The sequence below is a fragment of the Streptomyces sp. NPDC021093 genome, from assembly GCF_044333135.1.
GTDB lineage: Bacteria > Actinomycetota > Actinomycetes > Streptomycetales > Streptomycetaceae > Streptomyces.
The window spans coordinates 1-19,506 of record NZ_JBIRQJ010000019.1 but is presented as its reverse complement, the minus strand read 5'-3'; the positions used below and the strand labels follow the sequence as shown (position 1 = coordinate 19,506).

Annotated in this window: 22 protein-coding genes and 2 pseudogenes; 12 read left to right on the top strand and 12 right to left on the bottom strand. The window is 68.8% G+C overall.

Annotated features, from left to right (window positions below; translation table 11 throughout):
- Positions 1-154 precede the first annotated feature (154 nt).
- Positions 155-370 carry a hypothetical protein gene (locus ACH4SP_RS40595; protein WP_398423208.1) on the top strand — a complete coding sequence of 72 codons (216 nt, stop codon included), beginning with the start codon at positions 155-157 and terminating at the stop codon, positions 368-370.
- Between the two features lie 12 nt (positions 371-382).
- On the opposite strand, the gene ACH4SP_RS40590 is transcribed toward ACH4SP_RS40595, so the two are convergent.
- Complete coding sequence (locus tag ACH4SP_RS40590) at positions 383-1,198, bottom strand: hypothetical protein (RefSeq protein WP_398423206.1); 816 nt, start codon at positions 1,196-1,198, stop codon at positions 383-385.
- Between the two features lie 359 nt (positions 1,199-1,557).
- Here ACH4SP_RS40590 and ACH4SP_RS40585 point away from each other — a divergent pair.
- A pseudogene (locus tag ACH4SP_RS40585) lies at positions 1,558-2,079 on the top strand (DUF6879 family protein).
- 52 nt (positions 2,080-2,131) lie between these two features.
- Here the strand turns inward: ACH4SP_RS40585 and ACH4SP_RS40580 are convergent.
- A complete protein-coding gene (locus tag ACH4SP_RS40580) occupies positions 2,132-2,713 on the bottom strand; it encodes an XRE family transcriptional regulator (protein ID WP_398423204.1) in 582 nt (193 codons plus the stop codon).
- Between the two features lie 281 nt (positions 2,714-2,994).
- Between ACH4SP_RS40580 and ACH4SP_RS40575 the strand changes: the two genes are divergently transcribed.
- Positions 2,995-3,309, top strand: a complete 315-nt coding sequence (locus tag ACH4SP_RS40575) for a hypothetical protein (RefSeq protein ID WP_398423202.1) — start codon at positions 2,995-2,997, stop codon at positions 3,307-3,309.
- A gap of 14 nt (positions 3,310-3,323) precedes the next feature.
- Positions 3,324-4,481, top strand: a complete 1,158-nt coding sequence (locus ACH4SP_RS40570; RefSeq protein ID WP_398423200.1) for a methyltransferase domain-containing protein — start codon at positions 3,324-3,326, stop codon at positions 4,479-4,481.
- Between the two features lie 18 nt (positions 4,482-4,499).
- On the opposite strand, the gene ACH4SP_RS40565 is transcribed toward ACH4SP_RS40570, so the two are convergent.
- The 3 genes and pseudogenes from ACH4SP_RS40565 to ACH4SP_RS40555 all read right to left on the bottom strand — a co-directional run.
- Positions 4,500-5,306: a DUF4232 domain-containing protein gene (locus ACH4SP_RS40565; protein WP_398423198.1), complete on the bottom strand. Its 807-nt coding sequence runs from the start codon at positions 5,304-5,306 to the stop codon at positions 4,500-4,502.
- A 184-nt stretch (positions 5,307-5,490) separates the two neighbouring features.
- Entirely contained in the window at positions 5,491-5,901 is a 411-nt protein-coding gene (locus ACH4SP_RS40560) for a hypothetical protein (RefSeq protein WP_398423196.1), read from the bottom strand.
- Between the two features lie 91 nt (positions 5,902-5,992).
- A pseudogene (locus ACH4SP_RS40555) lies at positions 5,993-6,148 on the bottom strand (alpha/beta fold hydrolase); the annotation flags it as partial.
- Between the two features lie 20 nt (positions 6,149-6,168).
- On the opposite strand from ACH4SP_RS40555, the gene ACH4SP_RS40550 reads away from it, so the two are divergent.
- Positions 6,169-6,294 carry a hypothetical protein gene (locus ACH4SP_RS40550; RefSeq protein WP_398423489.1) on the top strand — a complete coding sequence of 42 codons (126 nt, stop codon included), beginning with the start codon at positions 6,169-6,171 and terminating at the stop codon, positions 6,292-6,294.
- Between the two features lie 114 nt (positions 6,295-6,408).
- Positions 6,409-7,011 carry a DUF1062 domain-containing protein gene (locus ACH4SP_RS40545; protein ID WP_398423194.1) on the top strand — a complete coding sequence of 201 codons (603 nt, stop codon included), beginning with the start codon at positions 6,409-6,411 and terminating at the stop codon, positions 7,009-7,011.
- A 69-nt stretch (positions 7,012-7,080) separates the two neighbouring features.
- Here ACH4SP_RS40545 and ACH4SP_RS40540 read toward each other — a convergent pair whose 3' ends face one another.
- Complete coding sequence (locus tag ACH4SP_RS40540; protein WP_398423192.1) at positions 7,081-7,533, bottom strand: Lrp/AsnC family transcriptional regulator; 453 nt, start codon at positions 7,531-7,533, stop codon at positions 7,081-7,083.
- Positions 7,534-7,644: 111 nt separating this feature from the next.
- Between ACH4SP_RS40540 and ACH4SP_RS40535 the strand changes: the two genes are divergently transcribed.
- A complete protein-coding gene (locus ACH4SP_RS40535) occupies positions 7,645-8,268 on the top strand; it encodes a LysE family translocator (RefSeq protein WP_398423190.1) in 624 nt (207 codons plus the stop codon).
- A 155-nt stretch (positions 8,269-8,423) separates the two neighbouring features.
- On the top strand, positions 8,424-8,825 hold the full coding sequence (locus tag ACH4SP_RS40530; RefSeq protein ID WP_398423188.1) for a VOC family protein: 402 nt from the start codon (positions 8,424-8,426) through the stop codon (positions 8,823-8,825).
- 105 nt (positions 8,826-8,930) lie between these two features.
- On the opposite strand, the gene ACH4SP_RS40525 is transcribed toward ACH4SP_RS40530, so the two are convergent.
- The 3 genes from ACH4SP_RS40525 to ACH4SP_RS40515 all read right to left on the bottom strand — a co-directional run bounded on the left by ACH4SP_RS40525 (position 8,931) and on the right by ACH4SP_RS40515 (position 11,752).
- Positions 8,931-9,182, bottom strand: coding sequence for a hypothetical protein (locus ACH4SP_RS40525; RefSeq protein ID WP_398423186.1), 252 nt, complete (start codon positions 9,180-9,182; stop codon positions 8,931-8,933).
- A 703-nt stretch (positions 9,183-9,885) separates the two neighbouring features.
- On the bottom strand, positions 9,886-11,328 hold the full coding sequence (locus tag ACH4SP_RS40520) for a WXG100 family type VII secretion target (RefSeq protein WP_398423184.1): 1,443 nt from the start codon (positions 11,326-11,328) through the stop codon (positions 9,886-9,888).
- Between the two features lie 49 nt (positions 11,329-11,377).
- On the bottom strand, positions 11,378-11,752 hold the full coding sequence (locus ACH4SP_RS40515; protein WP_398423182.1) for a hypothetical protein: 375 nt from the start codon (positions 11,750-11,752) through the stop codon (positions 11,378-11,380).
- Positions 11,753-11,909: 157 nt separating this feature from the next.
- Between ACH4SP_RS40515 and ACH4SP_RS40510 the strand changes: the two genes are divergently transcribed.
- Both ACH4SP_RS40510 and ACH4SP_RS40505 read left to right on the top strand, forming a co-directional pair.
- Positions 11,910-12,419 carry an NUDIX hydrolase gene (locus ACH4SP_RS40510; protein ID WP_398423180.1) on the top strand — a complete coding sequence of 170 codons (510 nt, stop codon included), beginning with the start codon at positions 11,910-11,912 and terminating at the stop codon, positions 12,417-12,419.
- A gap of 647 nt (positions 12,420-13,066) precedes the next feature.
- Positions 13,067-14,023, top strand: coding sequence for a serine protein kinase RIO (locus ACH4SP_RS40505; RefSeq protein ID WP_398423177.1), 957 nt, complete (start codon positions 13,067-13,069; stop codon positions 14,021-14,023).
- 67 nt (positions 14,024-14,090) lie between these two features.
- Here ACH4SP_RS40505 and ACH4SP_RS40500 read toward each other — a convergent pair whose 3' ends face one another.
- Together ACH4SP_RS40500 and ACH4SP_RS40495 are read right to left on the bottom strand one after the other, a co-directional pair.
- Positions 14,091-14,777, bottom strand: a complete 687-nt coding sequence (locus ACH4SP_RS40500; protein WP_398423175.1) for a hypothetical protein — start codon at positions 14,775-14,777, stop codon at positions 14,091-14,093.
- Between the two features lie 277 nt (positions 14,778-15,054).
- Positions 15,055-16,479: an MFS transporter gene (locus ACH4SP_RS40495; RefSeq protein ID WP_398423487.1), complete on the bottom strand. Its 1,425-nt coding sequence runs from the start codon at positions 16,477-16,479 to the stop codon at positions 15,055-15,057.
- A 252-nt stretch (positions 16,480-16,731) separates the two neighbouring features.
- Here ACH4SP_RS40495 and ACH4SP_RS40490 point away from each other — a divergent pair, with 252 nt between their 5' ends.
- On the top strand, positions 16,732-17,697 hold the full coding sequence (locus tag ACH4SP_RS40490; protein WP_398423173.1) for a helix-turn-helix transcriptional regulator: 966 nt from the start codon (positions 16,732-16,734) through the stop codon (positions 17,695-17,697).
- Here the strand turns inward: ACH4SP_RS40490 and ACH4SP_RS40485 are convergent.
- The gene (locus ACH4SP_RS40485) at positions 17,694-18,602 is read right to left on the bottom strand and encodes a LysR family transcriptional regulator (RefSeq protein ID WP_398423171.1); all 909 of its coding nucleotides are present in this window, start codon (positions 18,600-18,602) and stop codon (positions 17,694-17,696) included. The two genes, ACH4SP_RS40490 and ACH4SP_RS40485, sit on opposite strands and share 4 nt — an antisense overlap.
- Positions 18,603-18,672: 70 nt before the next feature.
- On the opposite strand from ACH4SP_RS40485, the gene ACH4SP_RS40480 reads away from it, so the two are divergent.
- Complete coding sequence (locus tag ACH4SP_RS40480; protein ID WP_398423168.1) at positions 18,673-19,365, top strand: maleylpyruvate isomerase family mycothiol-dependent enzyme; 693 nt, start codon at positions 18,673-18,675, stop codon at positions 19,363-19,365.
- Positions 19,366-19,506: the final 141 nt, after the last annotated feature.

The following is a 19,506-nucleotide window of genomic DNA, read 5'->3' as shown; positions in this document are numbered from 1 at the left end:
GACTGAGGCGACTGATCAGAGGGAGGCATATCCGCCTTCAACAAGCCGCAGAACCCGCCCATTCCCGTCCCGACGCACGTCGATTTGGTCCACTTGGCTCGGCTTTCAACTCTCTTGATGCATAAGCACGGTACGGACGGTAGAGATATGGATCATGCCTACCGAAGAGCTCGACATCCGAGCTGCCGAAGAAGCGATCCGCGCCCTCCGCGAGGCTCTGACCGCCGCCGGCCTGAGCCTCCCGTCCCTCACGCTGGACTCGGCGTCCTGCGCACGTGAGGTCCCGGTGCCGCTGATCGACCTGGGGCGTTGCGACGTGGGGACGGCGCGGCGGCTGGCGAGCCTGATCCGGGCGGGGGGCGGGGGCTGAGGGGCCGCACGTTCAGGGCTGTGCGAGTTCCCGCTCGCGCATGTCGTACCGGATGCGCGCGGCCTTCCCCCGTACGACATCGGCGGCCAGCCCGCGCTCCTCGGGCACGTACGGCTGGCTGCGGCAGGGACGGCAGAGCCCACCGGGCAGCGCGGCGGGCTCCCCGGGCGCGTGGCACACGCTGCACTCCATGGTCCGTACGCCCTGGCGCGGCGCGGGCAGCTCGGGCGGCAGCTCCCTGATCAGCTTCGCCTGTACGAACGCGAACGGGCTGTGGACCACCTTGGGCACGATCTGCCCGATCCCCCGCAGCAGCCGGTCCTCGGAGGCCCCGCGCCGCAGCCACTCGGCGGCGTAGGGGGCGAGCTCGCGGCACGCGTTCTCGGAGAGGGTCAACTGGGGTACTTGATGGGCGAGTTGGGCCATCGCGCGGTAGGCGCGCTCTTCTGTGCCCCCGCCCCCTTCCGCCGCCTCCTCCTCCGTGCTCTCGCCGCGCACCATGGACTGCCACCAGGCGTCGGGCCGCTGCGTGCGGGAGAAGTAGGTGCGCTGCACCCAGCGGACGGTGTCGTCGGCGCCGCACAGGGGTTCGCGGAATCGCCGCAGGTGACCGGCGGCGGAGAGGTTGCGGAGTGCGGTGGCGACGGCCTGCTGGCCGTAGGCGGGGAGTTCGCGGGCGAGGGTCTTGATGCTGATGTCGGCGCCGTCCGGCAACCTGTCGACGTACCAGGCGATCGCGGCTTCTCGTGCGCCCAGATGCCCGAAGTCGGCTTTGCTGCGCGGTTGTTGATCGGGCGCGGACCGCTTCCCGAACCCGGGACTGGCCATCGGGTGCGCGGGGGCGTGCGGGGCAGGGCTAAGCTGCTGAACAGCCATGGGGATCGCTCGATTCGATCGCAGTGGTCAGACCCCTGCGAGGTGCGCCAACACCGCGTGGGGGTCGTTCTGTTGTGACGCACGGTACACGCTCGCCACGTGTGGTCGCGACACGGTCACGAAAAGTCATCTCGCGTGCCACGACGGCAAGTTGAGCGGCCGCGCAGGCTCGCGCACACGCGCCCGCGACCGGGGCGGGTGGTCGGGTAAGGCCTCACCATCCATTCCTCAGAGAAAACGTCTCGACTGTCGAGTCCCGAGTCTCATGGCTCCTGTGTGGGCACAATCGACGTGTGGGCAGAGGTGATGCGATACTCCTAGACGGCGACGCCTGGCGTCGGACGTTCGACTCCTTCGAGCGGGACGCGTGGCGCTTCGAGGCTTAGCCCACGTACGCCATGCCCAGCGAGGCCGAGAATGTTGCCCGCTTCCTGCGCGGCGAGCTCAAATCGGCTGCCCACAACGCGCGTTGGCACGCGAGAGTCGGCGGCTACGTTGCCTCCGGCAGGCGGCTGGGCCGGGTGCGGGTGGTGAGTCGTCCCCTCACCGACTACCAGCGATACCAGTTCGCATGGGGCATCCCGGGAAACATCGCGGCAGGCGAGGACATCCGCGTTCTCGACGTGACGGACGACGACTACGGGCTGCCGCTCACCGGAACCGACTGGTGGCTGTTCGACGGCGAGCGAGTGGTCCTCCTGAACTTCCGGCCGGACGGTACGCAGATCGACCGGCGGGCATACGCCGGTGAGTTGGAGCCCTATCGCGAGTGGCGACGGACCGCGTTGGAGGCGTCGGTCCCGTTTTCCGAGTACGTAAGCGAGCACGGCTGAGATTCGGGGCGTTCGGGTCGTCGTAGTACTCGGTGCGGGGCGTGCGCGGGTCCTACCCGTGGAGTGGGACTCCCCGGCCCCACAGCTCCTCCGCGTGCTCGGCGAAGCGGTCGAACATGCCGCCCTCCTCGCGGCGGTGCAGGTGCAGGAGGGGGGAATCGTGGCCCACCAGGCGGGCGAGGTGGGGGGTGACCAGGGCGTCGTGGTCGAAGCGGAAGACGGACAGCGAGACGTGGTTGACGGCGTCTTCCGTGCTGCTGAACCGGGTTTCCAGGCCGTCGGAAGGGCCCAGCCTTTCGAGGTGCTCCAGGGTGATGCGGATCCGGGTGGACACGCTCAGCGCCACGTCCTCGATGGTCTCGCGCTGTCGGGTCACCTCTCCGTCGGGGTCGCCGAGCAGCACGCGCACGCGGCAGCCCGAGTCGAGTCTGCGGCGGAGGGTGTCCACGAAGGCCGGCTGTTCGAGCCACAGGAAGTAGTTGGTGTACCCGGCGAGGAGGACGTCCTCGGCGGCCCTGTCGACCAACTCGCCCCATACGGTGGACGGGCACGCGGAGCGGTACGGGTACGCGTGCACCAGCTCGCGGTCGTGGCCCGTCTTCACCCGGTCCTGCACAGCCTTCGGCCAGATCATTTCTTCGTCCACCTTCAGCGCCTGACAGGCGTCGACACGGTTCCTTGCATGGGGGACCAACTCGGCGTCGGCTAGCCACCGTTCGATCGTCTTGGTCGATACCCCGATACGGGCTGCCAGCTTCCGAGGGGTCAAGTGCGCGTCCGCCATAGCTGATCGTAGAGCGACGTTCAAGACTTCCCCCAGCGACGTTTGGGCCTTCTTGAACGGTAGCGCTCACCGTCCCAACTGTCCGTGAATCGGGCGGAGAAACGTCCACAAGGGGACAGCACACTCGCCCCATGACCAACCTGAAGCCAGCGACGACGATGAGCCCGCCCGTCCATCTGATGCTCCCCGGTCGGCCACCGGTGCCCGCTGATGACTGCGACGTGTGCGCGGCCCTGGCGCGGCAGCGGCAGCAGGCTCAAGACCTGCACGACTACTCGGCCGTCACCGACGTGGACGTCGAGCTTCGCAACCATCCGCACGGGAGAGGCACCCGCATGGGCAAGCACGGAGACGGCAAGGGCGGGTCCGACGGGGACAAGCAGCAGTCGCCGAAGGAGTCGGACGGGCAGTGGAGCAGGCCCATCTCGAACCCGCCGAAGAAGTGAGGGGTGGGGTCGGGGTGAGCAATCCGGAGCGGCTCGTGGAGATCCTCAGTAACAAGGGTGTGCTGGAGGACAGTTGGCGTGAGGCGGTCGGCAGCGTTCGGCGGGAGTGGTTTCTGCCGGAGGCGATGGAGACGTCGGGGCGCGTCGTTTCGCGGGCGGCGGATCCGGAGGGATGGATGGTCGCTGCGTACGGGGATCTCGCACTGGTCACGCAGGTGAACGACGGGCGGGGGGTGGGGGACCGCGACGAGGGCGAGTACCGGCTGCCCACCTCCTCCAGCTCGATGCCGTCGCTGATGCTGGAGATGCTCGGGCTGCTGGACGTACGGGACCGGCACCGCGTGCTGGAGCTCGGGGCCGGGACCGGGTATCACGCGGCGTGGCTGGCCTGCCGGGTGGGCGGGGAGCGGGTGACTTCCGTGGAGGTCGATCCGGGGCTGGCTGAGCGGGCGGGGAAGAACCTCGCGGCGGCCGGGTTCACGCCGCAAGTGGTGTGTGGTGACGGGGACTTGGGGTGGGCGAATTCGGCGCCGTACGACCGTGTGGTGGCGACCTATGCCGTGCCGGCCGTTCCGTACGCCTGGGTCGAGCAGAGTGTCGTGCCCGGTGGGCGGATCGTCGCGCCGTGGGGCGGGAGCTTCTTCCCGTACTCGTTCGTGGCGCTGGACGTGGTGGAAGGCGCGGGGCGCGGGCCGGTCGCGCGGGGGCGGTTCAGCGGGTTTCCGGCGTTCATGCGGAGCAGGAACGGGCGGCCGGGGCGCGGGTTCCTCGCGGATTTCCTGCACCATCGGGGTGAGGAGGACGAGTCCCGGACCCGGATCTCTCCGCGTGAACTGTGCGGTGACAGTGACGCGTTGTTCTGGGTGGGGCTGGGGATGGCCGATGCCTGGTACCTGCTGGCCGAGGCTGAGGACGGGAGCGGTGAGGCGACGCTCTGGGTGCTGGCGGACGATCGGTCGTCGTGGGCGGCCGTTGAGTTCGTACCCGGGCAGGAGTCGTACGTGGTCGGGCAGTACGGGCCGCGGCGGTTGTGGGACGAAGTGGAAGAGGCATACCGGGAGTGGGGGCGGCTGGGGCGTCCCGCGCGGGACCGGGCAGGGCTGAGCGTGACCTCGGGCGGGGAGTACGTGTGGCTGGACTCGCCCGCGCGGATCGTACGGATGGCTCCGTGAGCTGGGGGGCCGGTGGGTCTAGCGGGTCTTCCGCTTTGCGGGGCGCGGCTTGTGAGGGGCAGGGGGGCGGACCTTTGTCGGCTTCTTGCCGGCGGTGCTGCTGGTCTCGATCGGGCCCACGTACGTCCCCGGGTGCGTCGCGCCGTCCTGGCGCAGCACCGGCTGGAACGTCCAGGGCAGCGAGGTGCTGCGGGTCTCGCCAGGCGGGGTGACCACGATCTTCGAGGCCTTGAACTCGCTTTTCGCGCTGTTGCCCGCCGCGGAGAAGGGCAGGTACGTGATCGTGAAGGAGCCTTCGGCGCCCGGCTGGAGCGTCACTGGCTGCGGCTTCTTCGCGGTCTGGCGGGCCAGCGACCACGTGTCGCCGGGGGTGCTCATCAGGTTGACGCCCGGGTAGCCGTTGAGGGAGCAGGGGGCGGTGCCCGTGTTGGTGAGGGTGATGGTGACGCCGCCCTGGGAGTCGACCGCCTGGGCGCCGCTGCCGGGGGCCACGGCGAAGTCGAGTCCGGCGGTGGTGCACTGGGTGGAAGCCCCGTTGCCGCTGGTGGCACCGGCCTTGCGATTCTTGCTGCCCTTGCTGCCGCTCTTGCGGTTCTTGCCGCTCCCGTTCCCGGTGTCGGCGCCCGTGTCCTCGCCGGAGCCGTCCGTACTCCCTGTACCTCCCGTACTCCCCGTGCCGGACGACGCGGACGACTGGCCGGGAGCCGGGGCGCTGCTGCCCGCCTTCGCGCCCGCTCCCTTGTCGTCGGAGCTGTCGTTGCAGGCCGTGAGGCCGAGGCAGACCGCGAGGACGGCGGCGGCGAGCGGGGCGGTGCGGGGGCGCATGAACTTCCCTGGTGTCGACTGTTGATCATTTGGCTACGTACGGCAAAGACAACAGCGCGCCGGAGGCGGTTGCAGTATCCATGTAAGCGAATGGTGCTGCTTCGGCGGACCTGCGGTGGTGGGTACGGGCACAGGTGGCGGGTACGGGCGCACGCGCACCCGTCCCCGCCGGAGCCGGTCCCGGTCAGTCCGGGTCGGGCATGGGGCGCCAGCCGCTCCAACCGCCCTCGTGGGTGCGGATGTTGACGTAGCGCCAGCCGTCGGGGGTCGGGACGCTCAGGGCGAACTTCCAGGGGTCGCCACCGCTGAAGCGGTCGATGACGACGACCGGGCCCGAGACGATCCCGCCCATGGACTGCCAGCCGGTCCACTTCCCGCGCTTGTCGTTCCAGCGGGTCCACACCGCCGAGTCGGTGCCGACCAGGAACTCCTGCTTCGTACCGTCGGGGAGCCGGTGGACGGTGACCCCGTACTCGCAGATGTAGCGGGCGCCGCCGCTCCCGCTGCAGTGGCTCACCGCCTGGGCGGGCGCGGCCGTCGCGGCGAGACCCGCCAGGACGGCGGCCGCGACAACGGCGGCCCTGATCCTCTTCATTCCCACTTGCCCCTTGCTCCCTGCTCCTTGCTGTGACGCGCAGGCGGACCTGCTGACGGCCTCAAGCGTGCCGTCCGTCGCTTACGTCCCGCTAACGCTCTGCTGTCGCGGTGACGGCGCTGGTCAGGAACCCGCGTATGCACCCCGCCACGGTGTCCAGGTGGCTTTCCAGCAGGAGGTGTCCGCCGCCGGGCACCAGGTGGATCTCCGCGTCCGGCAGGTCCCTCGCGAAGGCGCTGCTGCCCGAACAGGCGCCGGGAGGCACCGCTGCCCGAGCAGGTGACCCGGCTGTCCGGGCAGGTGACCCGGCTGCCCGAGCAGGTGCCCCGAAAACCCGTTGAGCCGCACTCCCGTGCGTCGCTACCGTGCTCCCGCCCGCTGTCGGCCTGTTGAGGACGTGCCGTTGTACACCAAGTGAGACACCCCTAGCGCTGATTCGTCGCGCGTCGCCCACGGGCGCCGTGCTCCTTTTCGCTGCGGTCTTCTCACGGGAACCGGTGTATTTCCATGTCCAGAACCTGGGTGGTCGCTCCCACCTGCCTGCCTGTCGTTCTCCGCCGCTGCCACAAGTGCGCCTCCTCGTACTTCCGGGCAAACGGCAAGTTCCGCGTCAACGCCAACCACAAGCTCATCGACGCCTGGCTCCTCGCGCTGTGCGCCATGTGCGGGGACACCACCAGGATCACGGTCCTGGAGCGGGCGAACGTACGCTCCGTACGTCCCGAGCTCCTCGACCAGCTGCACAACAACGACCCTGCTCTGGCAGCCGAGTTGCTCCAGAATCCGGTCGTGCGACGCCGCAATCGCATCGCCCTCGACTGGGAGAACGCCTGGCGTCTCGACACCGGTGGGCCGGTTCGGGCGGAGGGCGAGGGTGAGGGTGAGGGTGCGGGTGCGGGCGAGACGTGCGCGGAGCCGGACGGTGAGGCGGTCGAGGTCTCGGTCCGTTTCGCGGCGCGGATTCCGGTCCGGCCGGTGCGGCTGATCGCTGAAGGCTTCGGCCTTTCGCGTGCCGAGGTCGAGAGACTGCTCGCCGAGGGGAAGCTCGTCTCGGCGGTCCGCCTGAGCGGCAGGACCTCCGGCGACTTCGGCTTCCTGCTCAAGCGGTAAGTCCGCACGGGGGATGGCCTGTTCGGCGAGACTCGCCGGGCAGGCCCTCCCCCTCCCCTGTACGGCTGGCTAGGCAGGCAGCGGCCTGGTGTCGATGACGTTCTTCATGACGAGGGTGGAGGTGAGGCGCTGGACCCCGGGCAGCCGGGCGAGCTGCTGGTCGTACAACTGCTGGAAGGCGACCAGATCGGCGGCGGCGACGCGCAGAAGGTAGTCGGGTTCGCCGAAGAGGCGCTGGGCCTGGAGTACGTGCGGGATGTCGGCGACGGCCGACTCGAAGGCGGCGACGGTGTCGGGAGCCTCCCAGCGCAAGGTGACGAAGACGAGGGCCTCGAAGTTCAGGCCGACGGCTGCCGGGTCGATGACCGCCTGATAGCCGCGGATCGCACCTTCGCGTTCGAGGTCACGCAGCCGCCGGTGACAGGGCGAGACGCTGAGCTGCACACGGGCGGCAAGCTCGGTGATCGTCAGACGGCCGTCCAACTGCAGCTCGGTAAGAATCTTCCGGTCAAGGGCATCCATGGAGAAGATTCTCTCCCAGATCTCGCGATCATGAGGTAAAGACGCAAACATCTTCGGGCATATCCGGCCTAGCCTTCCCTCTGGATCAAGAAGTGCGAGAGGGAACGATCGATGGATACGACGACGCTGGCGGCATTCCTGGCAGTGGATCTGCTGCTGGTGTTCACCCCCGGCGCGGACTGGGCCTACGCGATTTCCGCCGGACTGCGGGGGCGCTCGGTCGCACCCGCAGTCACGGGGCTGGTCGCCGGACATGCGGCTTACGCGCTGGTGGCCGTCGCGGGTCTGGCGGTGATCGTGGCGAGCTCGCCGGCCGTGCTCACCGCCCTGACCGTGGCAGGCGCCGGTTACCTGCTGTGGCTGGGCTGGGGCGTTCTGAGGCAGTCCGCGGTACCGGCGGCCGCCGGAGGGAACGCGGACGCCTCCCGCATGCAGGTCATGCTCAAGGGGATCGGGATAAGCGGTCTGAACCCGAAGGCGCTGCTGCTGTACTTCTCCCTGTTTCCGCAGTTCATCGACACCGATACCGGTGACGGCTGGCCGGTTGCCGTGCAGACCGGTCTGCTCAGCACGATGCACCTGACCGCGTGCGCCGTCGTCTACCTCGCCGTCGGCGTCCTCGCCCGTACGGTCCTGACGACCAGGCCGTCGGCCGCCCGGGCCGTCACCCGCATCAGCGGTGTCATGATGATCGCCATCGGCGTCTTCTTGCTGGTGGAACGCCTGGCCGGCTGAGAACCAGCCCCGCTCCCACCGACACGGACCCGAAGCAGGGTACGTACGTGGCGGACCCGACATGCCCGTCTCGCTGCACCACATCGTCATCGACGCCCATGACCCCTCCTGTGCAAGGGTGTTCGCCATTGCGGAGACGAGGAAGGTGGGGGTCGATGAGCGCGAGCGTGTTCAACGTCAACTTCGACTGTGGGGATGCGTACCGACTGGCGGAGTTCTGGAGCCGGGTGGTCGGACACCCGATGGACGAGGCGGACCGGCCGGGGGACTCGACGGCGCGGGTCATGATGCCCGGCGGGCTGCATCTGTTCTTCGCGGAGGTCCCGGAACGGAAGCCCGGCGGCGTCGGAAAGACCGCCAAGAACCCGGTGCACCTGTGCCTCCAGCCGGACGGGCGGCGGGACGACGAGGTGGCGCGATACGTGGCGCTCGGCGCGAACCTCCTGGACGACCGACGCAAGCCGGACGGGAGCGGGTGGGTCGTGTTCGCCGACCCCGAGGGGAACGAATTCTGCGTGCTGCGGAGCGCGGAGGAGCGTGCGGCGATGGAGGGGTAGCGGCGGGCCGGCTGGTATCAGAGGGGCCAACTCGATCAACAGGCCTGCAGCGGGGACGCGCGTGTACCTGGCACGTTCCCGCGGTGGTTGTGGCGCCCGCGCGGCCTACAGGGCGTTCAGCGGGCCCACCACCGGGGCGGCCGACGCGTCGGCCTCGTCGCTCTCGTCGGGAGAGCCGGGGAACATCAGCCAGGTGCTGGCGGTGATCACGCATACGGACGTCAGCCCCAGGGCCAACTTGAGCAGCCGCATGCCGCCCGACCAGTCGTGGGGCGAACCGAACACGACCCAGAAACCGAGGGTGATCCCGGCAAGCAGGATGATGACGGCGGCGGCGCGACGCAAGATCATGGACACCCGGTCATGATCTCACCCGAGCTCGCGGGCCATGACGGGCCGGTGGTGTTCCCGACGGCGGTCCCAGCAGGAGGGTGAACTTCAAAGCGGGCTTCGGGGCTGGGAGTTGGGTACGGGGGTGAGCTTCGGCTTGCGGCGGTCTCTTTTGCTGGGGTCAGTGGGTCGGCCGGTCAGAAGGCCTGTAGGTAGACGCGGGCTCGGTGATCGGGCAAGGGGGCTACATAGATCTCGATCCACTGGAGCGAGCTCCGGGTCGAGTCCGTGCAGAGTGGGCAAACCCCGGCCCACTGCACCCTTTCCAGTGACTCGGGGGCGGCCAGCCCGACGTGTCCGAAGAGGTCCTTCGTCGACCTCCCCTTGCGTGCTGGGCCCAGTGGTTTGTCAGGATTCAGATCGCGGGCGATTTTCTCCGCTGTGTCCTGTGTGGTGATAAAGGACAGGAGATAATCGTCCTCTCGGGGATTAACGCGTACAGCACCCTTCACTTCGGAAGCCCCGCTTGGTACATCAATTTTCATCGCGGTCGAGACTTCCTTGCTTCCTGCACCCTTCAGCCAATGTGGATCTGTGCCACGGGTAATAGGGCTTCCGGAGCTCTGTGCGGAGCATGCAGTCAGAGTGACTGCGGCGAGAAGGGCGATTGATGATGTGAGACCGGCGATAGTGCTTGGCCGCTTTTTGCAGGAAGCCGCAGGTGTGGGATTCATCGGTTCTCCTCGTCGCCTCGGGAAACATCGCCCCGTGTTCCCTCTCGGCCGGATTCACCTGAGGGAATTTGTGGTGATGTGTCACCACCGAGATCGTGATGGAACACAGAGCTGCTGCCGCGCATGTCGAATTCTTGGGCGAATCCTACCTTGTGCAGGCGGGCCATCTCCTTGTCTTCAATCGTGATTCCCCCAGGGAACTCCGTCTGCTTTCCTTCGTCCCAATTGTAGCGATCCCAGATATTGACTTGGTAGTCGAGCGAGACCTTGGGCTCCCGATTCCCGTCCGGAGTTACTGTCACCATTCCGGAAACGTTTTGCTGGTGAGAGCCGATCGCGTGAAACCATTCACCAGAGTTTAGTTCATTGTTTCCGAACTTCTCGGACTCGACAGGAATTACTACTGGTCTGTCGCCGCCCGCCTTTCGGTACTCATCCAGGGCTTGCTTCTTCCATTCCTCCTGTTGGGAAGTAATGTGCGTCTGCACTGCATTGGACCGGTACTCGGGGTTGTCGTTCAGCATTTTATCCACGTCTACTTCGAGTGGGTCCCCGGTGGCCCTGAGATAGTGCTCCATGTTTCGGGAGGCAGCGGTCTCGCCAGTGATATCGCCTGCTGCTGAAATGCTCTGTGCCAGTGCCAGGTAACCGAGGTCGCTAGGGGTCGGATCTTCCGAGTTGAATTCTCCGGCCCCTTCATCCGCAGGTTTCCATTTGTAGGCAGGGTCCAGAATCCCCGAGCGCTTCAACTCGTCACCCTTCTCCTGCAGGAGGACCGCCCGGGTTGCAGGGGCGAGCGACTTCCACCATTCCAAGATCTTCGCGCGGTCTTTCGGGATCTGCTCTGCTTTACCGGCTTCTTCGAATGAGGGGTATCCGCTGGGTGAAGGATTCCTGTTGAACCCGTTGACCGTGCCGTCCAAGAAGTTGGTGTCGCGAGTGAGGCTGTCGAGAGCAATTCTGATCCCGTCGTCGGCATCAGTCGCTGCTTGGACCGCCTGGGTGATGTGCGCAGTCCATGAAGCTATTGCCTTGCGTACGCCTTCCTGAAGGTCGGGGTCGTGTTGGATGGTGCTTCTTTCGCTCTGGCCCAGGCGCTCGTAGTCGTAGGAGACATGGCCTTGTTCTGATACCGACATGCCGGCTCGGATTGCGTCCGCACGCGCAGCCTTGAGCCTCTTCTGAATTCCCACCAGTTGTGTATGTGCATCAGTCAGGGCGGTGGCGATTGCCTTCGCCTCTGCTTGAGCTCCTTGGAATTCCTTCAGCGTGACGTCAAATCTGCTGTTCGCGGCTTGTGCGCTGAGCCCCACCCAGGAAGGGCCCAGCGAGATGCCGTGTACATCTCTTCGGTAGCGATCCGCCAGTTTCCTGAACGACTCAGCCATGCTGCTCCACTTGGCCGCCGCAGTGGTGAGCTTTCCCAGATCCGTGGTCATGACTTCGTGGTAGGTCGGCATGTGTCCCTCAGGTGCGGCGATGATCTGGCTAGAACTTGTCGAACGGTGACCGCGGTCGAATCTGTGTCCCGATACCAACGTCCTGATTACGAAGAAGACCCGATGTGTCGCGAAGGGCGTACTTCTCCGTGGCCAATCGATCGATCAGCGTTTTGACCTGTTTCCCCCAGGTCTCGTGCGCCTTCTTCAGGGCTGCCGAGGTGTCCCAGCCGTGGCCGTCCTTGCCGCTGAACTCGCGCACTGCAGCGTTAGTGGCGTCTGCGGCTGCCTTGCCGTCCTTGGACGTGTCGGGCTGCAGATGTCTCTCAATCGCATTGGCAGCGGCCTTCTTCTGGCTGGGGCTTGAAGCCAAGTCGGGGGTGCTGCTGCCGAACTTGGGGGCATCGGGGCGCTCGGGGTCCATGCCCTTGTCCTTCCTTCACCCTGTGGATGTTGATCCTTTGGCAGCACACTAGGCGAATCCGTCTGTCGCACGGAACTTCAAAGCCCGGCGGATACACCGGTATTGGCCATTGGATGAGCATGCCGTGATGGGGGGCGCGGGTTCCTAGGCTGTGGGTATGAGTGAGCAACAGGAGGTAGCGCGGCGGGAGTCCGCACGGGTGTTGGTGAGGGACGGCGAGGGGCGGGTGTTGCTGTTCCGGTTCCGGGAGTTCGGGGAGGGACACGGGGGCGGGTACGGGTGGTGTGTGCCCGGTGGAGGTGTGGAGAGCGGGGAGAGCTTGGCGGAGGCGGCTGCACGGGAGTTGGGGGAGGAGACCGGGTTGGTTGTTGCTGCTGAGGCGTTGGGCGGGGTCGTTGCGGAGACCGCCGGGCATGCCGATCTGGGGTGGGCGGTCGGGGAGTTCCGTGACGTGTTCTTTCAGTGCCAGGTGGGTGCGTACGAGGTGGACGCGAGCGGGTTGGTGGCGGTCGAGCGGGATCACCATGCCGGGCATCGGTGGTGGACGGTCGAGGAGTTGAGGGAGACGGCGGAGACCGTACATCCGTTCGGGTTGGCGGAGTTGGTGGGTGAGTTGATGGCTGGGCGGGTTCCGGTGGAGCCGGTGCGGTTGCCGTGGCATCACTAGCAGGACTCCGTCAGGCCCGCTGGTCCGTGCTCGTGAGGAGCGTGGGGCGGAGGTCTTCGTTTTGTTTCCGGGGAGGGAGTAGCGGGCCAGGGACGACTGTTGGCTCGCGGCTCGCTGCCGGATGAGCGGGAGCACGTCGGTCCAGGTGGCGGCCGCTCGGTTGCCGGATGGCAATGAGCAGAACCTGCAGCAGGAAGTCGCGGTCGCAGCGTGACAGGTCCCGGGTGGTGCGCACGTCGAGGACGGTCCGGCCGTGGAGCTGCCCGGTGCGGACGGAGTAGCTGTCCCGGATGTCGTGGTGCAGCACGGTCGGCGCCGTCGTTGCCCTCCTGGGGAGGTACGGGGCTCCCGTCCCGCTCGCGCTGGGCGTCGGGGGTCGATCGGGTACCTGGGTCGGCCGGTAGCGAATCGGCCCAGGGCCCGGACGGGCCCGGTGCGGAGGGTTGTGCCGAAGCCCGCGGGACTGTCCGGGTGCTCGGCACGGGGTGGGTCTTTATTCGGTTGCCGGTCCCCGTGTCCGACCTTCATCATGGGCGCGACGCCGGGAGCTGCCCGGTGCTTCACGAGAGGAGGCACGACGGTGACCACGACTGTCCTCGGCCTGCCCGCAGACCGCCTTCCTCTCGCCTCATGGAGCACCTTCAGCGATGTCTCACGACGATCTCTCGCAGTACCTGCAGCACCCTCAGCATTCTCAGAGCCCGGCCTTTCCTGACGGCTTCAGGAGCGACGCCCACCGCCGCGTCCCGTCGACGGACGACCGGGGCGGCGTCGACGACCGGTTCGTCTTCGACTTCCGTACGTACGACGACCTTGAGGACGGCCAGCGCTGGTCGACCTGGCTCAGCGTCGAACCCCTCAGCCGGGGCCCCGAGCCGCTCCCGGACTGGGTGGTGACCTCGCAGGGCGCGATCGACACCGAGCTCGGCGTCCTCAAGACCGGCAAAGAGGCCGACGTCCACCTCGTCGAGCGCGCCGACCCGCTCGCCCCCGGCACCGGCGTGGTCATGGCGGCCAAGCGGTACCGCTCTCCCGAGCACCGGAGCTTCCACCGCGCCGCGTCGTACACCGAGGGGCGCTCGATGAAGCGCTCACGTGACGAGCGGGCGGTCAAGCGGAAGAGCACCTTCGGCAAGCAGGTCGCGGCGGGCGAGTGGGCGGTGTCCGAGTGGGGTGCGCTGGTGCGGCTCTGGAACCTCGGGCTGCCGGTGCCCTACCCCGTCCAGATCGACGGCACCGAGATCCTGATGGAGTGGATCACCGTCGTGGACGAGGACGGCACCGTCGGGACCGCGCCCCGGCTCGCCCAGGTCCGCCCCTCGCCCGAGCTGCTGGCGTCGTACTTCGAGCAGCTCACCGACGCGCTCGCGACGCTGGTGCAGAACGGCCTCGTGCACGGCGACCTCTCGGCGTACAACATCCTGGCGGCGGGCGAGCGGCTGGTCATCATCGACCTGCCACAGATCGTCGACCTCGTCGGCAACCTCAACGGGATGAACTTCCTCCAGCGCGACTGCGCCAACATCTGCGGCTGGTTCCGCTCGCGGGGCCTCGATGTCGACGAGCACGAGCTGTTCGCGGAGCTGATGGCGCACGCCTTCTGAACCGGAGGGCCCGCCATGCTCATTCGCGTACGGCCTACCTGGTGTCTTCACCCGGTGGGCCGTACGGCTATGCGGAGAGCAGGGTCAGCTCCGTGGTGAGGTTGTGGCGGGCGGGCGTCTCCCAGTGCTTCGTGCCGTGGGGGGTGCGGAACAGGCGGGGGAGAGCGAGGAGTTGGGCGAGGACCGCTGCTCGGCCCTTGCGGAAGTCCGGGTCCGGGACGAAGGCGTACTCGTCGCGTACGGCGGAGGCGTAGGCGGCGTACGTCTCCGGGGGCGCGGCGAGGATTGCCAGGTCCGCGTCGCAGAGGGCCTCGCCGTTGGTGTCGTCGGGGGCCGGGTCGTGGGTGATGGTGAGGCGGACCAGGCGGGCGACCTCCGCGGTGGCGGTGGCGGGGAGGCCGAGTTCGGGGAGGGCGCGTTCGGCGAGGCGGGCGGAGCGGTCCTCGTTGGTGTCGCGTTCCGGGTGGTAGACCGCATCGTGGAACCACGCGGCCAGGCGGACCAGGTCCGGGTCGGCGGCGTGGGCGGCGAGGGTGTCGAGGTGGGTGAGGACCGCGGCCAGGTGGGTGGGGGTGTGGTAGTGGCGTTGGGGTTCTGACCAGCGGGTGAGGAGGTTGATGGCGTACGGGGTGGGGTCTGGGGCTCCTTGCCCCTCCTGGGCTTCCCGGGTTGTGGGGCGGGTGGCTTGGATGGTGGCTGACCAGCGGCGGTGCAGGTCGGGGGTGTCGGGGGTGTCGCTGGGCGTCGGCGTCATGGGACCAGTGTGACGGGGCGGTGGGGTGGTGGGGCTGAGGGCTGGGGGCTGGGGGGCTGAGGGGGCGTTGCACCGGTGCGGGTGGGTGGGCCGCTTCGCGGATTGGGCCCCTCCCCGCCCCTTCCCGCTGTGACATTTGCGGCTCCGCCGCGTGGCGCTGGCCGCGGGGCAAAGACGGTTTACGGCTGGTGCCGGTGGGGCTGATGTCCCGGGCTGCGCCCGGTGCACGGCTGCGCCGCGCGTCCTCAAACGCCGGACGGGCTGAAGTTGCCCGTCCTCAAGCGCCGGACGGGCTGAATGCTTCTTCCGGTGTTGAGTTGTTCTCGGCCGGCAGCCTCTTCGGCAGGTGGCGTACGGCGAACGTGCCCAAGGCCGCGTGCAGCAGTGCTGCGACCAGTGCCGCCGCGTGCAGGCCTGTGACGAAGGCCGACTTCGCGTCGGTGGCGAGCGTGTCCGTCAGGCCGGGGAGGTTCAGGGTTTCGTCGAGTGTGGCTGCGGCGTCCGGGCCCTGGAGGCGGAAGATCAGGGCGGCCAGGGAGCCGAGGAGCGCGATGCCGAGGGCGTTGCCGATCTCGTTGCTGGTTTCGGCGATGGCGGCCGCGGACCCGGCGCGTTCTGCGGGAACCGCTGCGATGGCGGTGTCCGCGACCACGGCGAAGGAGATTCCGTACCCGATGCCGGCGACGACGGTGGACGCGATGTACCAAGCGACACCGGACGTGACGGTCGTGGCCAGGAGGAGCAGCAGGCCGCCGGTGATCAGGAAGTGGCAGGTGACCAGGGCGGCCTTGGTGCCGATCCGGGAGACGAGAGCCGGGGTGACGATGCAGGTGACGGTCAGTACGGCGGCGCCCGGCAGGGCGGTGAGCGCCGCCTGCAGGACGGTCAGGCCCAGGACGGACTGGAGGTAGATCCCGCCGAGGTAGGCCGCCGCCGACCAGGCGGCGAGCGGGAGCAGGCCGGTGATGGCGGCGATCGTGAAGACCCGGTCGCGGAAGAGGCGGAAGTCGATCAGGGGGAATTCCAGGCGGAGTTGACGGCGTACGAAGAGGGAGAGGGCGAGGGTGCCGACGGCCCCGATCGCCAGCGGGGCGGCGGCCGGGCCCTCCGCCGCCGTGTGCTTGATCGCGTAGACCGTGAAGAGGAGCCCTGCGGCGGAGAGCACGATGCTCGGTGCGTCGACGCGGCCGGGGCGGGTGGTGCGTACCTCGCGGAGCAGGAGCGGCGCCAGGGCCAGGAAGGCCGCGACCACGGGGAGGTTGATCAGGAAGACCGACCCCCACCAGAAGCTGTTGAGGAGCTGTCCGCCGACCACCGGGCCGACCGCGAAACCGGCGGCGAACGTCGCGGCGAAGATGCCGATCGCCTTGGTGCGTTCGCGCGGGTCGGTGAAGAGTTCACTGAGTACGGCCAGGGCGGAGGGGAGGAGCGTGGCGCCCGCGATTCCCATCAACGCCCGCGAGGCGATGAGGAGTTCGGGGGTGGTGGAGAGGGCCGCTGCCGCCGATGCCAGGCCGAAGAGCGCCGTGCCGGCCAGGAGGAGCTTCAGCCGGCCGTAGCGGTCGCCGATGTTGCCGAACGCGACCAGCAGCGAGCCGACGGCGAATCCGTACACGTCCAGGATCCAGAGTGCCTGGTCGGCGGTGGGCGAGAGCGCTTCGGAGACCGTGGGCATCGCCAGGAAGAGGACCGAACCGTCCATCGCGACCAGGAGTACGGGGCCAAGCACCACCAGGAGGCCGAGCCAGGGGGAGCGGGGAGGGTGTTGGTTGCTCGGTCGTTGCCTGTTCTGCTGCTGTTGCTTGTTCGGCTGTCGCTTGTTCGGTCGTCGCTTGTTCATGGGGGAGAGCCTGCTGGCGGGCCCGTACGGCAGCCATCCCCGTGCCGTGGGTACACCTCGCAGGGGTAGGCGGGGCCGGGGCGTTCCGGTCGTGTTCGATCTACGCTCGACGTCATGGAACCGGAGAGCCTCGGGGCATACCTCAAGAACCGTCGCGACCGCGTCACACCCGCCGACGCCGGGCTGCGCACGTACGGAACCACCCGCCGCGTGCCGGGGCTTCGCCGCGAGGAACTCGCCCAGCTCGCGGGGGTGAGCGCCGGGTACTACACGCGGCTGGAGCAGGGGCAGGCCGGAACGGCCTCCGGGCAGGTCCTCGACGCGCTCGCCGGTGTGCTCCGGCTCGACCGGGTCGAGACGGCGCATCTGCACAACCTCGCCCGGAAGTCCGCCACTTCACGTCCGGTACGTCCCCGCCCTGAGAAGCCGCACGCACGAGTGCTGTCGCTGCTGGCGTTCCTCGGGGAGTCCGCTCCGGCCGTCGTCCTCGGTCGCCGCGGCGACGTACTGGCCTGGAACCGCACCGGGCACGCCCTCGTCGCGGAACACGTCGACTTCGACGCGCCGCGGGACCTCGCGCGGCGGCCGTCCGTGCCCCGGATGTTCTTCCTCGACCCCCTGACCCGGGACCTGTACGGCAACTGGGACGCGCTGGCCCGCACCCACGTGGCCTACCTGAGGCTCACTGCGGGGCGGCACCCGGGTGACGCCCGGCTGGCCGAGCTGATCGGAGAACTCGCCATGCGCAGTGCGGAGTTCGCGAAGCTCTGGGCCAAGGGGGACGTGGCCGACTGCACCGTGGGGAACATGCGGATGCGGCATCCGACGGTGGGCGGGCTCGACGTCGACTACCAGGTGTGGCTCCAGCCGGAGAGCCCCGACCACCGGCTGGAGGTGTATACCCCGAACGACACGGCATCGACGGACGCGCTGCGGCTGCTGACCGGCCAGGTGGCCGGGGCGGACCGGCGGGAGCAGGAGCGGGAGCGGGAGCGGGAGCCCGCGTCGGCCGTGCGAGCGGGTGCGTGCCCCGGGGCTGTGGACGCGCACCCCGGCCGTGACCGCGTACCCCGTCCCTAGGGTGCCGCCCTGCTGCCCCCCGAGAGCCGCGCCGCCCTCGCGTACGCGCGGACCAGCGGGCGCGTGTCGTCCCTGCGCCAGGCCAGGGCGAAGCGGGACGGGGTGACGCCCATGACGGGGACCGTGATCACGTCGCCGTGCAGGAGGGGGAGATGGGTGTTGCCGGTGGCGACCAGGGCCACGCCCTTGCCCGCCACCAGTGCTTCGTACGTCTCGTCGGGGCCTGCCACCACCGCACCGATCCTCGGGGGCGTGCCGTTGCGGGCGTCGGTCGCCAGCCAGTAGTCGCGGAGCGGGCCGGCCGAGGGCGGGAGGGCGAGGAAGGGCTCGTGGAGGAGGTCCGCGAAGTCGATCGCGATGCGGTCCGCCAGGGGGTGGGTCGTGGGGAGGGCGACCAGGCGGGGTTCCTCGGCCAGCACCAGGTGGGCGTAGCGGGACGGTTCGGGGAGCGGGAGCCAGACGAAGGCCAGGTCGCTGGTGCCGTCGGCGAGGCCCGCCGTCGGGTCCGACCGGTCGACCTGGCGGAGTGAGGGGGACACCTCCGGGTGCTCGGCCGTGAAACGGGAGCGGATCGCCGGGAGCAGCCCGCCGCGCCCCGGACCGGCGCTCATGCCGATGCGCAGGGCGGCCGCGCTCGCCGGGCGGAGCGCGGCCAGGGCTTCCGCGCCCGACTGCCAGGAGGTGAGGGTTTGTTGGGCGTACGGGAGCAGTGTCCTGCCTGCCGGGGTCAGGCGTATTTCACGGCGGTCGCGGAAGAACAGGTCGGCTCCCAGGGCCCGTTCGAGGTGGCGTATCTGTTTGCTGAGGGCCGGTTGCGGGACGAAGAGGGACTCGGCGGCGCGCGCGAAGCTCAACTCCGCTGCCACGGCGAGGAAATAGCGCAGGTCTCGGGTGTGTGCGTCCATAGCCGATGGTTATCACCGAAGCTGGCGCGGGACACGGTGATCAAGGACCGACCGGCTTTAGCGTGGGTGCATGACTCGTATGACGCGTACGGCTGATGAGGGTGCAGGAGTGCGGGACGCGCGGCTTCCGGAGCGGTTGCTGCTGGCCGAACAGGAGGCGTTCGTCAGGCTGTTGAGGTCACGGGCCACCGATGAGCACTTCGCGGTGCGGACCTGTTGTCCCGGGTGGACGGTGCGGCATGTGGTCGCGCACTGTTCGGCGGCGCTGGACCGGGTGCTCACGGGGCGGTTCGAGGAGGGCGCCTTCTCGCCGGAGACCAATGAGCGCGACATCGCGGAGCGGGCGGACTGGCCCCTGGCGCGGCTGATCGACGAGCTGGACTGGGGGTTCGGCGAGGCGGGGGCCGTGATGGCGGGGCGGGAGGACGGCACGTGGGATGCGATCGCGTTCGGGGAGTGGGTGCATGCGGGGGACGTGCGGGACGCGTGGCGGGTGGGCGGGGCGTACGGAGGGAGGAGCGTGGGGCCCGCGCTGGAGCTGCTGGCGCATCTGACGCGGGTGCGCAAGTCGGCTGCTCTGCGGGCCGAGTTGGGGGACCGGGGGACGGTACGGCTCGGGGCGGATGAGGGGACGGGGGACGCGGATGCGGTGTACGTCGGGGACGCGGCGACCCTGATGCGGCTCTACGGGAACCGGCCGCTCGCCGGGACCCGGTACGAGCTGAGCGGGGTGACGGAGGCGGAGCTGGTCTTCTTCACATAGACAGAAGGGAGGGGCGGGGGGCCCCCCGGGCCCCCCCCCCCCCGGCCGCGCCCCCCCCCCCCCCCCCAGGAACTGCGGGGGCGGGGGGGGGTTGCGCCCACCCAAACCCCCGTGGAGGCCCTACGCGCGCCCCCGCCCAAC

Excerpts from the sequence above, each read along its gene's own strand:
- ACH4SP_RS40595 (WP_398423208.1), top strand. The coding sequence starts at position 155 with ATGCCTACCGAAGAGCTCGACATCCGAGCTGCCGAAGAAGCGATCCGC.
- ACH4SP_RS40590 (WP_398423206.1), bottom strand. The coding sequence starts at position 1,198 with ATGGCCAGTCCCGGGTTCGGGAAGCGGTCCGCGCCCGATCAACAACCG.
- ACH4SP_RS40535 (WP_398423190.1), top strand. The coding sequence starts at position 7,645 with ATGGATACGACGACGCTGGCGGCATTCCTGGCAGTGGATCTGCTGCTG.
- ACH4SP_RS40560 (WP_398423196.1), bottom strand. The coding sequence starts at position 5,901 with ATGAAGAGGATCAGGGCCGCCGTTGTCGCGGCCGCCGTCCTGGCGGGT.
- ACH4SP_RS40565 (WP_398423198.1), bottom strand. The coding sequence starts at position 5,306 with ATGCGCCCCCGCACCGCCCCGCTCGCCGCCGCCGTCCTCGCGGTCTGC.
- ACH4SP_RS40575 (WP_398423202.1), top strand. The coding sequence starts at position 2,995 with ATGACCAACCTGAAGCCAGCGACGACGATGAGCCCGCCCGTCCATCTG.
- ACH4SP_RS40485 (WP_398423171.1), bottom strand. The coding sequence starts at position 18,602 with ATGGACGCACACACCCGAGACCTGCGCTATTTCCTCGCCGTGGCAGCG.
- ACH4SP_RS40480 (WP_398423168.1), top strand. The coding sequence starts at position 18,673 with ATGACTCGTATGACGCGTACGGCTGATGAGGGTGCAGGAGTGCGGGAC.
- ACH4SP_RS40515 (WP_398423182.1), bottom strand. The coding sequence starts at position 11,752 with ATGGACCCCGAGCGCCCCGATGCCCCCAAGTTCGGCAGCAGCACCCCC.
- ACH4SP_RS40545 (WP_398423194.1), top strand. The coding sequence starts at position 6,409 with ATGTCCAGAACCTGGGTGGTCGCTCCCACCTGCCTGCCTGTCGTTCTC.
- ACH4SP_RS40540 (WP_398423192.1), bottom strand. The coding sequence starts at position 7,533 with ATGGATGCCCTTGACCGGAAGATTCTTACCGAGCTGCAGTTGGACGGC.
- ACH4SP_RS40510 (WP_398423180.1), top strand. The coding sequence starts at position 11,910 with ATGAGTGAGCAACAGGAGGTAGCGCGGCGGGAGTCCGCACGGGTGTTG.
- ACH4SP_RS40505 (WP_398423177.1), top strand. The coding sequence starts at position 13,067 with ATGTCTCACGACGATCTCTCGCAGTACCTGCAGCACCCTCAGCATTCT.
- ACH4SP_RS40495 (WP_398423487.1), bottom strand. The coding sequence starts at position 16,479 with ATGGACGGTTCGGTCCTCTTCCTGGCGATGCCCACGGTCTCCGAAGCG.
- ACH4SP_RS40490 (WP_398423173.1), top strand. The coding sequence starts at position 16,732 with ATGGAACCGGAGAGCCTCGGGGCATACCTCAAGAACCGTCGCGACCGC.
- ACH4SP_RS40520 (WP_398423184.1), bottom strand. The coding sequence starts at position 11,328 with ATGACCACGGATCTGGGAAAGCTCACCACTGCGGCGGCCAAGTGGAGC.
- ACH4SP_RS40530 (WP_398423188.1), top strand. The coding sequence starts at position 8,424 with ATGAGCGCGAGCGTGTTCAACGTCAACTTCGACTGTGGGGATGCGTAC.
- ACH4SP_RS40580 (WP_398423204.1), bottom strand. The coding sequence starts at position 2,713 with ATGATCTGGCCGAAGGCTGTGCAGGACCGGGTGAAGACGGGCCACGAC.
- ACH4SP_RS40500 (WP_398423175.1), bottom strand. The coding sequence starts at position 14,777 with ATGACGCCGACGCCCAGCGACACCCCCGACACCCCCGACCTGCACCGC.